We start from the raw sequence: 14,878 nt of genomic DNA on the forward strand, positions 1-14,878 counted from the left end.
CGCGGGCGCACCACACCGAAAGGCACTTTTCGTGCGTACCTCCATCAGGACCACCACCCTCGTCGCCTCCGCCGCCGCCCTCGCGCTGGCCCTCACCGCCTGCGGTACCGACTCCGACCCGGACACCGGCGGCGACGCGGACGGCGGCGGGCAGGACGTCTCCCAGCCCCTGACCGTCGCGGCCACCCCCGTGCCCCAGGCCGAGATCCTCGAATTCGTCCGGGACAACCTGGCGGAGGACGCCGGACTCGACCTGGACGTCCAGGAGTTCACGGACTACGTCCTCCCGAACACCGCCGTGGAGAGCGGCGAGGTCGACGCCAACTTCTTCCAGCACAAGCCCTACCTGGACGACTTCAACGCCAACCAGGGCACCGACATCGTCCCGGTCGTCAACGTGCACCTCGAACCCCTCGGCCTCTACTCCCACTCGCTCACCGACGCGGCGGACCTCGCCGAGGGCGCCACCGTCGGCATCCCCAACGACACCACCAACGAGGGCCGCGCCCTCAAGCTCCTCGCCGACAACGGCGTCATCGAGCTGAACGAGGGCGTCGGCGCCGACGCGACCCTCGCCGACATCGCCGACGACCGCGGCCTGGAGTTCGAGGAGCTGGAGGCCGCCACCCTGCCGCGCGCCCTCGACGACCTCGACGCCGCCGTCATCAACGGCAACTACGCGCTGGAGGCCGACCTCTCGCCCGCCGACGACGCGCTGGTCCTGGAGGAGGCCGAGGGCAACCCGTACGCCAACTTCCTCGCCGTCAAGAGCGGCAACGAGGACGACCCCCGCATCGAGATCCTCGCCGAGCTGCTGAACTCCGACGAGGTCAGGCAGTTCATCGAGGACACCTACCAGGGCTCGGTCGTCCCGGCCTTCGGCGCCCCCGCCGCCTGACACCGGCACGCCACAGCACGCCACGGCACACCGCAGCACCACCCCGACCGGGCCCCGGCACATGCCGGGGCCCGGCGCCGTGCCCGCCCCGCCCATGCTGCATGCTGTCCCCTCAGAACCCCAGGCCACGGAGAGAGACGCATGACTCCCACCTTCCCCGACATCTCCATCAGCACGGAACGCCTCGTGCTGCGCCCGTTCGAGGAAGCGGACCTGCGCGAACTCGTCGACATGATGAACGACGAGCTGACCGTCGCCTGGACCCCCGTCCCCCACCCCTACACCCTCGACGAGGGACGCGCGTGGGCCACCCGCGTCGCCCCCGCCGAACGCACCCAGGGCCACGGCATCGTCCTCGCCGTCACCGAGCACCTGACCCACCGCCTCGTCGGCACCGTCCACCTCTCCCACACCAACTGGCGTGCCAGGTCGAGCGAGATCGGCTACATCATCGCCCCCTGGGCACGCGGCGAGGGCTACGCGGCCGAGGCCGTGCTCGCCGTCGGCCAGTGGCTCTTCCACGACCAGCACTTCGAGCGCCTCGAACTGCGCACCGCCGCCGGCAACACCGCCTCCCAGCAGGTCGCCCAGAAGGCCGGCTGCATCAGCGAGGGCATCCTCCGCAACGCCGACATAGTCCGCTCCCGCACCGAGGACGGCGGCTGGACCGACATCCGCACCGACATCATCGTCTGGGGCCTGCTGCCCGAAGACCTGGAGGACGCCCCGGGCGCCTGACACCGCGCGGTAGGCTCTCCCCCGTTCCCCCCACCCCGCCCGCGACGAGTCCGGGAGCTACCCGACCATGGCCGACCGCGTCACCGTGATCGGATGGGACGGCACCCCGCTGGCCCCGGCAGCGCGCGCGGCCCTCCGCGCCGCGACCCTGGTGGCCGGCGCGCCACGCCATCTCGCCCTGCCCGACGTGCCGCCGCACGCGGAACGCGTCCAGCTCGGCAGCGTCGCCGTCGCCGCCCGCCGCGTGGCCGCCCATCGGGGCACGGCCGTCGTCCTCGCCGACGGCGACCCCGGGTTCTTCGGCGTCGTCCGCGCCCTGCGCGACCCGGCGCACGGCCTGGAGGTCGAGGTCGTTCCCGCCGTCTCCGCCGTCGCCACCGCCTTCGCCCGCGCGGGCATGCCCTGGGACGACGCCCGCGTCGTCGTCGCGAGCCACCGCACGCTCCGCCGCGCCGTCAACGTCTGCCGCGCCCACCCGAAGGTCGCCGTCCTCACCGCGCCCGGCGCGGGACCCGCCGAGATCGCCCTGCTGCTCGGCCCGGTGCACCGCACGTTCGTCATCTGCGAGGCGCTCGGCACCGACCGCGAACGCGTCTCCGTCCTCACCTCGGACACCGTGCCCCAGCGCCAGTGGACGGACCCCAACGTCGTCATCGTCATAGGCGGGGGAGGGATCACGGGGCGCGGCGGCGAGAGCTGGCTCGCGGGCGAGGACCCCGGGATACGGGCCGAGCCGCGCGGCTGGGGCCTGCCACCCGCCGCCTACCTCCCGCCCCTGCCGGGCGCGGGGCTCGTCCGGACGGGCAACGCGGCGCCGACCGTCGAGACGGGCACCCGCCTGCCGCACCCCGCGCCGCCCGGCGTGCCGGAACAGGAGCACCCCGGCCGCGGCCCCCGCCTGCGCGCCCTCCAACTCGCCGTGCTGGGCCCGCGCATGGGCGACCTGATGTGGGACGTGGGAACGGGCGACGGACTCGCCGCCGCCGACGCCGCGCGCCTCGGCGCCGCCGTCGTCGCGATCGACCGCGACGGCCGCGCCTGCGCCCGCACCGAGGCGACCGCCCGTCACCTCGGCGTCGGCATCCACGTCGTGCACGGCGCCGCGCCCCAGGTCCTCCAGGACCTTCCCGAGCCGGACATCATCCGCGTCGGCGGCGGCGGACACCGCACCCTGGTCACGTGTGCGGATCGCCGGGCGCAGCGCATCGTCACGCACGCCGTCACCCGCGACGAGGCGGAGGCCGCGGGACGTGTCCTCTCCTCCGCCGGGTACACCGTCGAGTGCACGCTGCTGCAATCTGTCGAACTCGCGGCGGACGACTGGGCCGAACGCGAACGCGCCGTCGTCTTCCTGCTGTCGGGCGCCCGGCCCGCCGATCCGCGCAGCCCGCACGCGCACCCGTGACCAGGGGGCGCTCCCATCCCGGGTAGGCTGATGGACCGTTGTGCCGTCGGCCGGACCTGACGCATTCGTCCGTCATGTCCGGGGTGGGAAGGAGCACGTGCGATGGGCGAGGTGGACGCGTGACGGAGCCCGGCCGGCTTCCCGACGGGGAGGCCCAGGAGCAAGCGGGCGGTGTGCCCGGACAGGTGGAGCAGCAGCCCGTGCTGCCCCCGGCACCCTTCTCCTTCCCCGCCCACGCCGACGAGGCGGTGGGCGCGGTCGTCGGGGACGGGGACCCCGACGACGAGGAGGACGAGGACCTGCTGATGCCCGGCGCCATCGGCGCGTGGGGCGACACGGTGGCGCCGCGTCCGGTGACCCAGGCGGTCCCGCATCCGGCCGCCGCCAGGACCCCGGCCACGCCGACCGGTCCCGAGTACCTGGACGTGGCCGCCGCCGAGGCGGCGGCGCAGCAGGCCCCGGCGGCATGGCAGCAGGCCACGGCGGAGGAATCGGTTCCCCGCCCCGAGCCCGTCGCCCAGCCCGCCCCGGCCCCGGCCCCGGCCCCGGCTGTGGTGGCACCGGAGACGCCCGCGCCCGCGGTCCCCGCCCAGGAGGGCCAGCCCGCCGAAGCCGTCGCACCCGCCATCCCCGAGGCGCCGGTGGCCACTTCGCCCGAACCGCTGCCCGCGACCCCCGTCGCCGAGGCGGCCGCGCCGGTCGCCCCCGGGACACCCGCCGAAGTCCCGGTGCCCGCGCCCGTGCAGGAGCCCGTCGCCCTCGAACCCGCCCCCGTGGCACCGGTGGACCAGGAGCAGCCCGCACACGACGCGGTCGCCCACCAGGCCGTCATGCCCGAGGACGCCACCGCGCCGGAGCCGCCGCAGCCGATCGTGCTCCCGGCGCCGCCCGCACCCGAAGAGGCCACCCCCGTCGGCCCCGTTCAGGAGCACCCCGCCGAGCAGCCCGTTCCCGAACCGCCGGTCCAGGAGCAGCCCGTCCCCGACCAGGCCACCCCGCTCCAGCCCGCCCCGGAGGAGCCCCGGCAGGCCCTGCCGGAGCAGGTGGTTCCCGAGCAGGCAGCACCCGAGCAGGCAGCACCCGGGCAGGAGGCGCCCGCGCCCGCCGAGGACGAGCCGGCCCCGGCCACCGAGCCCGCCGCGCAGACCATCCAACTGCCCGGTCCCCGCGCCCCCGAGCCCCCCGCCGCGTCCCCCCCGGCCCCCGGCTACCCCGAGTCGGAACGGGACGCCGTCCACCGCCTCATGCGCGAACGCCGCGACATCCCCCACGGCTTCCGCTCCGAGCCCATCCCGAACGACGTGCTCCTGCGCGTCCTCGAAGCCGCCCACACCGCACCGAGCGCGGGCGTCGCCCAGCCCTGGGACTTCGTCATCATCCGCTCGCCGGAGACACGCCAGGCGGTCCACGCGCTGGCCGGGCAGCAGCGCGACGCGTACGCCAAGTCCCTCCCGAAGGCGCGCGCCAAGCAGTTCAAGGAACTGAGCGTCGACGCGATCCTCCACACCCCGGTCAACATCGTCGTCACCGCCGACCCCACCCGGGGCGGGCGCCACACCCTCGGCCGCGGCGTCCAGCCGCAGCTCGCGCCCCACTCGTCCGCCCTCGCCGTCGAGAACCTCTGGCTCGCCGCGCGCGCCGAGGGCCTCGGCGTCGGCTGGGTCGGCTTCTTCGACGAACGCGAACTCGTCCGCGCCCTCGACCTCCCCGGCCACCTGGAGATCGTCGCCTACCTGTGCGTCGGCTACGTGGACGCGTTCCCCGGCGACGACGACCGCACTCCGGACGCGCCCGCCCGCCGCCCCCTCTCCTGGGTCGTGCACGAGGAGTCGTACGGCCGCCGCGCCCTCCCCGGCGCCGAGCCGCACGACCTGCTCGGCGAGACCCTCGCCGAGATCCGCCCGCTCGACGCGCAGGCGCTCGGCGAGGCGTGGGAGCGCCAGAAGCGCATGACCAAGCCCGCCGGGGCCCTCGGTGCCCTGGAGATCATCTCCGCCCAGCTGTGCGGCCTCTCCCGCAGCTGCCCGCCGCCCGTGCCCGAGCCCGCCGCCGTCGCCGTCTTCGCGGGCGACCACGGCGTGCACGCCCAGGGCGTCACCGCCTGGCCCCAGGAGGTGACCACCCAGATGGTGGCCAACTTCCTCTCGGGCGGCGCGGTGTGCAACGCCTTCGCGAGCCAGGTCGGCGCCGAGGTATGCGTCGTGGACGTCGGCGTACGCGGCGAACTCGTCCCCGGGGCGGGCCTGATGCCCCGCCGGGTCAGGGCGGGCACCGCCGACTTCACCACCGGTCCCGCCATGACCCGCGAGGAGGCCCTCCGCGCCGTCGAGGTCGGCATCGAGACGGCACGCGACCTCGTCGCCGCGGGCAACAAGGCGCTGCTCACCGGCGAGATGGGCGTCGCCAACACGACCGTCTCGGCCGCGCTCGTCGCCGCCTTCACCGGCGCGGACCCCGCCGAGGTCACCGGCCGCGGCACCGGCATCGACGACGAGACGCACGCCCGCAAGGTGGACGTCGTCCGCCGCGCGCTCCAGCTCCACCAGCCCGACCCGGCCGACCCGATCGGCACCCTCGCCGCAGTCGGCGGTCTCGAACACGCCGCGCTGACGGGCTTCATCCTCGGCGGCGCCTCACTGCGCGTCCCGGTGATCCTGGACGGCGTGACGGCCGGTGCCGCCGCCCTCGCCGCCCGCGTCGTCTCGCCCGAGGCCGTCTCGGTCTGCATCGCGGGCCACCGCAGCGCCGAACCCGGCCACCTCGCCGCCCTCACCGCGCTCGGCCTGCGCCCGCTCGTCGATCTCGACCTGCGGCTCGGCGAGGGCACCGGCGCCCTGCTCGCCCTCCCCGTCGTCCAGAGCGCGGCCCGCGCGATGCGCGAGGTCGCCACCTTCGACTCGGCGGGCGTCACCGACAAGAACTGACCAGGACCCCCGCCGTAGGGTGGGGGCACCGAGCCGCTCCGACGCCGCAGCGGCGTCCGGCCGCCCCGGGGGACGCCCCCGGGGCACCGCCCCGAGGAGCCGCACCACCGATGTCCGACCACCCCGCCTACCCCGTGGGACTGCGCCTGGCCGGCCGCCGCGTCGTCGTCCTCGGCGGCGGCACCGTCGCCCAGCGGCGCCTGCCGTCGCTGCTCGCCGCGGGCGCCGACGTCCTGCTGATCGCCCCCGCCGTCACTCCGTCCGTCCAGGCGATGGCCGAGGCGGGCGAGCTGCGCTGGGAACGCCGCGGCTACCGGCCGGGCGACCTCACGGACGCCTGGTACGCCCTCGTGGCCACCGACGACCCCGCCGTGAACGCCGCCGCCTCCGCCGAGGCCGACGAACGCCGCGTCTGGTGCGTCCGCAGCGACAACGCCGAGGCGGCCACGGCCTGGACCCCGGCCACCGGCCACAGCGACGGCGTGACCGTCGCCGTCCTCACCGGCCGCGACCCCCGCCGCTCCGCCGCCGTCCGCGACGCCGTCGTCGAAGGGCTGCGCGACGGCTCCCTCGGCGCCCCCAGGCACCGCGACCGGCTCCCCGGCGTCGCGCTCGTCGGCGGCGGCCCCGGCGACCCCGACCTCATCACCGTGCGCGGACGGCGCCTGCTCGCCGAGGCGGACGTGGTGATCGCCGACCGCCTCGGCCCTCGCGACCTCCTCGGCGAACTGCCGCCGCACACCGAGGTCGTCGACGCGGCGAAGATCCCGTACGGCCGCGCCATGGCGCAGGACGCCATCAACGCCGCGCTGATCGAGCACGCCCGCGCCGGGCGCCGCGTCGTCCGTCTCAAGGGCGGCGACCCGTTCGTCTTCGGGCGCGGCATGGAGGAGGCGTCCGCGCTCGCCGCCGCGGGCATCCCGGTCACCGTCGTGCCCGGCGTCACCAGCGCGATCGCCGTCCCCGCCGTCGCGGGCATCCCGGTCACCCACCGGGGCGTGGCCCACGAGTTCACCGTCGTCAGCGGCCACGTGGCGCCCGACGACCCGCGCTCCCTCGTGGACTGGCCCGCCCTCGCCGCCCTGCGCGGCACGCTCGTCCTCCTCATGGCGGTCGAACGGCTCGGCGTCATCGCCGACACCCTGATCCGCCACGGCCGCCCCGCCGCCACTCCGGCCGCCGTCGTCCAGGAGGGCACCACGCCCGCCGAGCGCCGCGTGGACGCGCCCCTGTCCGACATCGCGCGCCGCGTCGCCGAGGAGGGCATACGGCCCCCGGCGATCGTCGTCATCGGCGACGTCGTGGGGGTGACCGCGTGAGCACGGCCCTCCACGTCACCGACGCGGCCGACCCGCGCCTCGCCGACTACACGGCGCTGACGGACGTCGCTCTGCGCCGCCGCAAGGAACCGGCCGAGGGTCTGTTCATGGCCGAGGGCGAGAAGGTCATCCGCCGCGCCCTCCAGGCCGGCTACCCGATGCGCTCCATGCTGCTCACCCCCCGCTGGGCCGACGCCATGCGCGACGTGACCGACGCGTCCGCCGCCCCCGTCTACCTCGTCGAGCCGGAGACCGCCGAACGCGTCACGGGCTACCACGTCCACCGCGGCGCCCTCGCCGCCATGGGCCGCACGCCCCTCCCGTCCGCCGCCGATCTGCTGGCGTCCTCCCGCTGCCTGGCCGTCCTGGAAGCCGTCAACGACCACACGAACGTCGGCGCCGTCTTCCGGGGCGCCGCCGCGCTCGGCCTGGACGGCGTCCTGCTGTCCCCGGACTGCGCCGACCCGCTCTACCGCCGCTCGGTCAAGGTGTCGATGGGCGCCGTCTTCTCCCTGCCGTACGCGCGCCTCGACCACTGGCCCCACAGCCTCCGCGACGTGACGGACGCCGGCTTCCGCCTGCTCGCCCTCACCCCGGACGCACATGCCCGCGACATTGCCGAGGCCGCCGCCGAGATCCGTACGGAACGCGTCGCGCTCATGCTGGGCGCGGAAGGTGACGGCCTCACCCCCCGCGCCCTCGCCGCCGCCGACACCCGGGTGCGCATCCCGATGTCGCACGGCATCGACTCACTCAACGTCGCCGCGGCAGCAGCCGTCGCGTTCTACGCCGTCACCCACACCTCCTGACCCCGCCCGGCGCGGCAGCGGACACCGACGGGGGAGCGCGCCCAGGCCGGATGGGCACGGACCAGGGACCGCGCGCCCCGGACGAGGAGACTGCGCCGGCCGGTGCCGGGATCGGGCCGGAAGCGCTCCGGCGCCGGGACGCCGTGCACAGGGCCCCACGTCAGCGTCTCCGGGCAACGCCCGTACCCCGAGGACCGCAGGACCGCCGACCCCCGCGGTCAGGCCGAGCCAGGCCGAACCGCGACCACGCCCCGGCGGGGACACCGGACTCCCCGACCCGCGCCGCGAGGTCCGCCCCACGGCGGAACCGCCCGGTGCCGGCCCCGGTGCGACATCGCCGGGCGTTCCCCGGAGGAACGAAGGGACCGCCGGGTGCGGCGGCGCGACAGACGCCGCCGGAGCGCTGCTCCACCCCGCGAACGCCACCGGTGCCCCCGCGGGCCGCCTACACGGGCCCCTGGCAGCCCTGTGCGGCGGCGATGCCGAGGGCCACGAACAGCGTCACGGTCACGAACACCACCAGCCGCTGCCGCAGCAGCCGCTTGTCCACCACCCGCCTGCGCGCCCCGGGGCGCGGCCTCGGCTGCGGCCGTTCCGGCCGGCGCGGGCCGGGGGCCGGGGCGGGCCGGTCGGGGCGCGCCCGCGCCGCCGCGGGCACGCGCTGCCCCACCCCGCGCGCCTCCCGCGTCGCGATCTCCTTCAGCCGCAGCGACAGCTGGAGCGTACTGGGCCGCTCCTTCGGCGACTTGGACAGGCAGGACCGCAGCAGCGGCGCCAGCGCGGCCGGCACGCCGTCGAGTTGCGGCTCCTCGTGCACCACCCGGTAGAGCATGACCTCGGAACTGCCCTGCCCGAACGGCGAGTCGCCCAGCGCCGCGTACGCCAGCGTCGCCCCGAGCGAGAACACGTCGGACGCCGGGGTGACCCCCTGCCCCCTGACCTGCTCGGGCGCGAGGAAGCCGGGGGAGCCCACCGCCGTGCCGACGTGGGTCAGCGTGCTCGCCCCCGTGGACCAGGCGATGCCGAAGTCGATGATCCTGGGCCCCTTGGGCGAGAGCAGGATGTTCGACGGCTTCAGGTCCCGGTGGACGACCCCGGCCTCGTGCACGGCCACCAGCCCCTCCGCCAGGGCCGCGCCGATCGAGGCCGTCTCGGCGGCCGACAGCGGCCCGTCCTCGGCCACCTTGTCGTGCAGCGAGGGGCCGGGCACGTACTGCGTCGCGAACCACGGCTTCGGCGCGTCCAGATCGGCGGCCACCAGCCGGGCCGTGCAGCCGCCCCTGATGCGCCGCGCGGCCGACACCTCCCGTGCGAACCGTGAGCGGAACTCCTGGTCCTCGGCGAGATCCGGCCGGATGACCTTCAGCGCCACGCGCTGTCCGCGCCGGTCCGAGCCGAGGTACACCACCCCCATGCCACCCGCGCCCAGCCGCCGGTGGAGCCGGAACGCGCCGATGACTCGCGGGTCCTCGCGCCGGAGCCGCATCATCGCCATGTCCACCTCGCTGCCCCGTCCTTGTGATGGGCCTCAGCTTACGGACTGTGCGGGCCGAGCAGGGAGAAGGCCGCGCTCGGCGATGTCGCAGGCCGGTGCGAAGGAGCCCCTGAACGGCGCGGACGCGGCCCGGGAAGCCGTCCCCTGGGGGGAAACCCGGGGTCCCGCGACGCCTCGTCCACCCAGGGGAGTAGCCCCGGCCCCCCTGCATCCTCCTGCGGGAGGCCCCCAGGTCAGTACGCCGGGCTGACGCCCGGGACGCCCCGCGCGGCCTACTGTGGTGATCAAGCGGCGGGCGCAGCACTCGTCCCCCGAGGTCACCCGCCCGCCGCCCCCAACCTGACGACAGGAGAGGTGAGATGGCCCAGACGGCACTCAGGCCGCAGAGCCGTACGAGCGCCAGGCGTCATCCGCTGGTGGCCACCGCCATGGTGCTGCCGCTGGCCCTCGCCCTGGCCGTCATGACCGGCGGCATCGATGCCGTCGTCACACAGGCGTCGTCCGTGGCCGGCTTGCTGGGGCGCTGAGCGGCGCCCCGGGCCCGAGAGAGCGGCTCGGGCCGGGGACACCGGCGAAACCCCGTGGGGACGGGGGTACGGCGGACGGCATGTGTGCCCGGGACAGCTGGGGAGCTGTCCCGGGCACAGCGTATGCCCGAAAAGCCCGCGGCGCCGCCACATTCCGGTCGCCACATTCCGTACGCGCGTCCGGGGAGTGGGCGGTTCCCCGTCGTGGGACCCGCGGTACGCGGAGAACGCGAGAGGCCGGAGAGCGATGCTCTCCGGCCTCTTTCCGGTGCGCGATACTGGGATTGAACCAGTGACCTCTTCCGTGTCAGGGAAGCGCTCTCCCGCTGAGCTAATCGCGCGGGCGGACCCCAGGGGGTCCCGTGGACGATACTGGGATTGAACCAGTGACCTCTTCCGTGTCAGGGAAGCGCTCTCCCGCTGAGCTAATCGTCCTCCGAGGTGGAGACGGGATTTGAACCCGTGTAGACGGCTTTGCAGGCCGTTGCCTCGCCTCTCGGCCACTCCACCGCACAGGGGCCGTGACCCCCATCGAGCGGACGACGAGACTCGAACTCGCGACCCCCACCTTGGCAAGGTGGTGCTCTACCAACTGAGCTACGTCCGCACTTGGTGCTTCCCCCGGGTCACTTCCGTGTTCCGGGGACGTCATGAACTCTAGCGGATTCACCGGCCAGCTCAAACTCGGTACCCGGCGGCCCCCTACACTCGCACGCGTGCCCGACTTCCCCCCGATGGCCCGCCTCGGCGGATTCCTCGCCACCGGACTGCGCGACGTGACGCGCGACCCGGCGGCCCTCGACTCCTCGGGATGGTGGGCGGTCGTCGCCGGGGACGACGGCCCGCCGCTGTGCGCCCGGTTCGCCGACGTCCGCCCCGCGCCGTCCCCCGCCGCCGTCCCCGGCCGGTGGCGCGGCCCGCGCCGCGACGCCTGGACAAGCTCCCTGGACCGCGCCGCGTACACCGCCGGAGTCGCCCGCGTCCGGGAGCACATCGCGGCGGGCACGGTCTACCAGGTCAACCTCTGCCGGGTGCTCTCCGCGCCGCTGCCCGCCGGGGACGACCCGGACATCGACGCCCTCACCGCGCTCCTCGCGCGGGCCCACCCCGCCCGTTACGCGGGAACCGTGCGACTGCCCGCGCACGGCGTCGAGATCGCCACCGCCTCACCCGAGCTCTTCCTCAGCCGCCGGGGCGCCCTGGTCGGGTCAGGGCCCATCAAGGGCACCGCTCGCACCGCCGACGCGTTCCTCCCCAAGGACCGCGCGGAGAACGTGATGATCGCCGACCTCGTCCGCAACGACCTCGGCCGCGTCTGCGCACCTGGCTCCGTCACGGTCCCCGGCCTGTGCGTCCCCGAGCCCTACCCAGGGCTCGTGCACCTCGTCTCCACGGTCGCGGGCCGCCTCGCGCCGGGCTCGGACTGGCCCGCCCTCATGGACGCCGCGTTCCCGCCGGGCTCGGTCACCGGCGCCCCCAAGTCCAGCGCGCTGCGCGTCATCCAGGAGCTGGAGACGGCGCCGCGCGGCCCGTACTGCGGTGCGGTGGGCTGGGTGGACGCGGACCGGGGCACCGCCGAGCTGGCCGTCGCCATCCGCACGTTCTGGATCGACCGCACCGCCGCCGGTCCGCCCGTCCTGCGCTTCGGCGCCGGGGCCGGCATCACCTGGGACTCCGACCCGGCGGGGGAGTGGGCCGAGACCGAACTGAAGGCCGCGCGGCTGCTCGCGATAGCGTCTCGACCGGGCGCCACGGGCCCCGGTGACCGCCCCGGCGGCCACCGTGACGAGAAGCGAGGAAGGGAACCCTCATGGGGCTGATCTGGCTGGACGGCGCGCTGCGCGACGCCGACAGCGCGCGCGTCTCCGTCTTCGACCACGGACTGACGGTCGGCGACGGGGTGTTCGAGACGATGAAGACCGTGGCGGGACACCCCTTCGCGATGCGCCGCCACCTGGACCGGCTCGCCGTGTCCGCCGCCGGGCTCGGCCTGCCGGAGCCCGACCGCGACGAGGTCGCGCGCGCCTGCGCCGCGGTGCTCGACGCCGTGCCCCTGCCGCTCGGCCGCCTGCGCGTCACCTACACCGGCGGGCTCGCCCCGCTCGGCTCCGACCGGGGCGAGGGCCGCCCCACCCTCGTCGTCGCCCACGCCGAGACACCCCGCCGCCCCGACACCACGGCCGTCGTCACCGTCCCGTGGACGCGGAACGAGCGCGGCGCCCTCGCCGGGCTGAAGACCACCTCGTACGCCGAGAACGTCATCGCGCTCGCCCGCGCCCGCCAGCAGGCCGCGTCCGAGGCGCTGTTCCCCAACACGGCGGGCCACCTGTGCGAGGGCACGGGCACCAACGTCTTCGTCGTCCTCGACGGCGAACTGCACACCCCGCCGCTCTCCTCCGGCTGCCTGGCCGGCGTCACCCGCGCCCTGGTCGTCGAGTGGAGCGGCGCGCGCGAGACCGAGCTGCCCATGGACTGCCTGGAGCGGGCCGAGGAGATCTTCCTCACCTCCTCCACGCGCGACGTCCAGGCGGTGCGCCGCGTGGACCGCCGCGAACTCCCGGGCGCCCCCGGGCCGGTGACCGCCGAGGCCATGCGCGTCTTCGCCGCGAGGTCCGCCGCCGACATCGACCCGTGACGGGCCCCGTCCCCGGGTAGACATCCCCCGATGACGACGACGCTCCGCCCCGACGGGCCGGAAGAACGCACCGCGGGCGGCGGGCGGACCCGCGCCTACCGCATCCGTGTCAACGGCCGTGACGCGGGCGGGCTCGTGCTCGCGGCGGACGGCCCGCGGCCCGCGACCGGGCGGGTCGTCCGCCTCGCGGTGCACCCGCCCGACCGTGGGCGCGGCCGGGGGACCGTCGCCGCGCTGGCCGCCGAGGAGATCCTGCGCGACTGGGGATGCGCCGACGCGGGCGCCGTCGTCCCCTCCGGCGCCGCGACGGCCCTGCGGCTGGCCGCCGCGCTCGGCTGGACCGAACGCGCCCGCACCCTCACCAAGCCCCTGCCCGGCGGCCCGCCGGGCGGCCCGCTGGACGCGGCCCCGCTCGTACGGGAACTGCGGCACGCGGACACCGGCGAGGCCACCGGCGCGGTCCGCGTGTCCCTGGCGCACGGACTGCCGGACGGCACCGGCGCGTTCGTCCACCGGATCGACGTTCCCGAAAGGTTCCGGGCACAGGGGAACGCCCGCGCGCTCCTGCTCCTCGCGGAGGACACCGCGCGCGACGCGGGCAGCGGGCGCATCGGCCTCACCCTGCACGCCGGGGAACTCGACCTCGTACGCGCCGACCGCCTGCTCCGCACGCTCGGCTACCTGCCCGCCGCCCACCATGTCTACAAATCGCTCCGCTGAGCCAGCAGCGACTCCGCGATCTCCGTGATCCGCTCGCGCAGGCCCTCCTGGCTGCGCCCGCCGTCCAGCCGCTGCCCGTCGATCACATACGTCGGCGTGCCCGTCACGCCGAGTGCCTGGCCCTCCGCCTGGTCGGTGTCGACGGCGAGCAGGTGGCGGCCGTCGATCAGCGCGGTGCCCACCTCCTCCGCGTCCAGCCCCAGCTCGGACGCGAGGGCGGTCAGCAGCCCCGGTCCCCGCTCGCCCAGCTCCGGGGTGCGTGCGAGCAGCGCCGTCCAGTACTCCTCGCCGCGCCCCTGCGCGTACGCCTCCTCCGCCGCCTGGGCGGCGGCCAGCGCGTGCTGGTTCTTCGCGAGGGGGAAGTGGCGCCTGCGGATCTCCAGGGCTTCGCCGAACCGTTCCCGCAGCGCCCGTACGTCGGACTCGGCGCGGTGGCAGTCGGGACACTGGAGGTCGCACCACATGTCCAGCACGACGGGGCGGGGGCTGCTCTCACTCATGCCGCCCAGTCTCCCAGACCCCCCGCGACCCCGGTCCGCGTCCGGGTCCACCCGGAAATCTCCCCCATCCCGCGTCAGGACGATGGCCTCACGGCCGCCGACGCGGCAGGATGGATAGATGCTGATCGGCACCGCTTGTACCCTTCTGACCGCCGCAGGGCTCGGCATATCGGTCCTCGTGGCGCGCCGCCGCCGCTACGCCGCCGCGCTGCGCCTGGCCGCGATCTCCCTGCTTCCCGTGGGGCTCGCCATGACGGGCGTGGTCCGCTTCGTGGTCAACATGACCTTCAACCCGGTCGCCTGGGCGGGCTTCGGCGTCCTCGGCCTCGCCGTGGTCCTGTTCCTCTCCGGCCGCCTGGCCGAGGGCAAGGGCCGGGGCCGCGACGCGGCCCCCGCGTCCGCCGGGTCGGCAGCGCCGGCGGGGCTGCCCAGGGGCCGCCGCACGTCGGGCCGCAAGGCCGTGGGCGGTGCCACGGGGGGAGGGGCGGCCGGGACGGGGGACGACTTCTCGGACATCGAGGCCATCCTCAAGAAGCACGGCATCTGACCCACGGAGGCTCTAGCACGCCCACTCCCGGAGAATCCCGGAATCGGGCGGAAACCCCCGTATAGAGGGCTTGTTGATCGCTGCTGGTGACGGCGCTGGGTCATGATCGCCGCGTCATGCCGTACATCACCGGGGAGCAGCACGCTCCCGACACGACCGTCCCGCCCCTCGCGCCGCCGGACCCGCCCCCCGCCGATCCCGCGCAGCCGCGCGGCTGCCTGTTCGCCCTGTCGCAGCCGCCGCTGATGCTCTTCCTGACCGTCATCGGCGTCCTGCTGCTCATCGCGGGGGTGCACGATCAGTTCCTTCTGTGAACCCCCGCACGGGCCGCCCCCCTGGTCCGCCGCGCGGCACCGCACAG

General features: G+C 75.6%; 14 protein-coding genes and 4 tRNA genes. 12 read left to right on the plus strand and 6 right to left on the minus strand.

Features of this window, described 5'->3' with window-relative positions; all coding sequences use genetic code 11:
- Nucleotides 1–31: 31 nt before the first annotated feature.
- The 6 genes from ACL02R_RS06800 to ACL02R_RS06825 all read left to right on the plus strand — a co-directional run bounded on the left by ACL02R_RS06800 (nucleotide 32) and on the right by ACL02R_RS06825 (nucleotide 8,093).
- Complete coding sequence (locus tag ACL02R_RS06800; RefSeq protein ID WP_412795941.1) at nucleotides 32–898, plus strand: MetQ/NlpA family ABC transporter substrate-binding protein; 867 nt, start codon at nucleotides 32–34, stop codon at nucleotides 896–898.
- Nucleotides 899–1,039: 141 nt separating this feature from the next.
- On the plus strand, nucleotides 1,040–1,636 hold the full coding sequence (locus tag ACL02R_RS06805) for a GNAT family N-acetyltransferase (protein WP_412795942.1): 597 nt from the start codon (nucleotides 1,040–1,042) through the stop codon (nucleotides 1,634–1,636).
- Nucleotides 1,637–1,703: 67 nt separating this feature from the next.
- Nucleotides 1,704–3,041, plus strand: coding sequence for a precorrin-6y C5,15-methyltransferase (decarboxylating) subunit CbiE (cbiE, locus tag ACL02R_RS06810; RefSeq protein WP_412795943.1), 1,338 nt, complete (start codon nucleotides 1,704–1,706; stop codon nucleotides 3,039–3,041).
- A gap of 119 nt (nucleotides 3,042–3,160) precedes the next feature.
- Complete coding sequence (gene cobT, locus ACL02R_RS06815) at nucleotides 3,161–5,965, plus strand: nicotinate-nucleotide--dimethylbenzimidazole phosphoribosyltransferase (protein WP_412795944.1); 2,805 nt, start codon at nucleotides 3,161–3,163, stop codon at nucleotides 5,963–5,965.
- A 110-nt stretch (nucleotides 5,966–6,075) separates the two neighbouring features.
- The gene (gene cobA / locus ACL02R_RS06820) at nucleotides 6,076–7,284 is read left to right on the plus strand and encodes a uroporphyrinogen-III C-methyltransferase (RefSeq protein WP_412795945.1); all 1,209 of its coding nucleotides are present in this window, start codon (nucleotides 6,076–6,078) and stop codon (nucleotides 7,282–7,284) included.
- Complete coding sequence (locus ACL02R_RS06825) at nucleotides 7,281–8,093, plus strand: TrmH family RNA methyltransferase (RefSeq protein ID WP_412795946.1); 813 nt, start codon at nucleotides 7,281–7,283, stop codon at nucleotides 8,091–8,093. The genes cobA and ACL02R_RS06825 overlap by 4 nt, the downstream gene beginning before the upstream one ends.
- 445 nt (nucleotides 8,094–8,538) lie before the next feature.
- On the opposite strand, the gene ACL02R_RS06830 is transcribed toward ACL02R_RS06825, so the two are convergent.
- Nucleotides 8,539–9,588 carry a serine/threonine-protein kinase gene (locus ACL02R_RS06830; RefSeq protein WP_412795959.1) on the minus strand — a complete coding sequence of 350 codons (1,050 nt, stop codon included), beginning with the start codon at nucleotides 9,586–9,588 and terminating at the stop codon, nucleotides 8,539–8,541.
- A 359-nt stretch (nucleotides 9,589–9,947) separates the two neighbouring features.
- On the opposite strand from ACL02R_RS06830, the gene ACL02R_RS06835 reads away from it, so the two are divergent.
- The gene (locus ACL02R_RS06835) at nucleotides 9,948–10,115 is read left to right on the plus strand and encodes a hypothetical protein (protein WP_362967386.1); all 168 of its coding nucleotides are present in this window, start codon (nucleotides 9,948–9,950) and stop codon (nucleotides 10,113–10,115) included.
- Nucleotides 10,116–10,384: 269 nt separating this feature from the next.
- Here the strand turns inward: ACL02R_RS06835 and ACL02R_RS06840 are convergent.
- From ACL02R_RS06840 to ACL02R_RS06855, 4 genes are all read right to left on the minus strand, one after another.
- Nucleotides 10,385–10,456: transfer RNA gene (locus ACL02R_RS06840), tRNA-Val, on the minus strand.
- Nucleotides 10,457–10,478: 22 nt separating this feature from the next.
- A tRNA-Val gene (locus tag ACL02R_RS06845) sits at nucleotides 10,479–10,550 on the minus strand.
- 4 nt (nucleotides 10,551–10,554) lie between these two features.
- Nucleotides 10,555–10,625 (minus strand) — tRNA-Cys (locus ACL02R_RS06850).
- 24 nt (nucleotides 10,626–10,649) lie between these two features.
- Nucleotides 10,650–10,722, minus strand: a tRNA-Gly gene (locus ACL02R_RS06855).
- 127 nt (nucleotides 10,723–10,849) lie between these two features.
- Here ACL02R_RS06855 and ACL02R_RS06860 point away from each other — a divergent pair.
- From ACL02R_RS06860 to ACL02R_RS06870, 3 genes are read left to right on the plus strand one after another with little or no spacing between them, the layout of a single operon-like run.
- Nucleotides 10,850–11,935 (plus strand): chorismate-binding protein, encoded by a 1,086-nt coding sequence (locus ACL02R_RS06860; RefSeq protein ID WP_412795960.1) that lies wholly within the window; start codon nucleotides 10,850–10,852, stop codon nucleotides 11,933–11,935.
- Complete coding sequence (locus ACL02R_RS06865) at nucleotides 11,926–12,750, plus strand: aminotransferase class IV (RefSeq protein WP_412795947.1); 825 nt, start codon at nucleotides 11,926–11,928, stop codon at nucleotides 12,748–12,750. Before ACL02R_RS06860 ends, ACL02R_RS06865 begins: the two co-directional genes overlap by 10 nt.
- Before the next feature lie 30 nt (nucleotides 12,751–12,780).
- Nucleotides 12,781–13,470 (plus strand): GNAT family N-acetyltransferase, encoded by a 690-nt coding sequence (locus tag ACL02R_RS06870; protein WP_412795948.1) that lies wholly within the window; start codon nucleotides 12,781–12,783, stop codon nucleotides 13,468–13,470.
- Here the strand turns inward: ACL02R_RS06870 and ACL02R_RS06875 are convergent.
- Nucleotides 13,452–13,970 carry a DsbA family protein gene (locus ACL02R_RS06875; RefSeq protein ID WP_362967378.1) on the minus strand — a complete coding sequence of 173 codons (519 nt, stop codon included), beginning with the start codon at nucleotides 13,968–13,970 and terminating at the stop codon, nucleotides 13,452–13,454. The two genes, ACL02R_RS06870 and ACL02R_RS06875, sit on opposite strands and share 19 nt — an antisense overlap.
- A gap of 118 nt (nucleotides 13,971–14,088) precedes the next feature.
- On the opposite strand from ACL02R_RS06875, the gene ACL02R_RS06880 reads away from it, so the two are divergent.
- Complete coding sequence (locus tag ACL02R_RS06880) at nucleotides 14,089–14,517, plus strand: hypothetical protein (RefSeq protein ID WP_412795949.1); 429 nt, start codon at nucleotides 14,089–14,091, stop codon at nucleotides 14,515–14,517.
- Between the two features lie 116 nt (nucleotides 14,518–14,633).
- A complete protein-coding gene (locus tag ACL02R_RS06885) occupies nucleotides 14,634–14,831 on the plus strand; it encodes a hypothetical protein (RefSeq protein WP_412795950.1) in 198 nt (65 codons plus the stop codon).
- The last annotated feature ends 47 nt before the right edge of the window (nucleotides 14,832–14,878 follow it).

The organism is Streptomyces sp. MS19 (assembly GCF_047200595.1).
Lineage (GTDB): Bacteria > Actinomycetota > Actinomycetes > Streptomycetales > Streptomycetaceae > Streptomyces.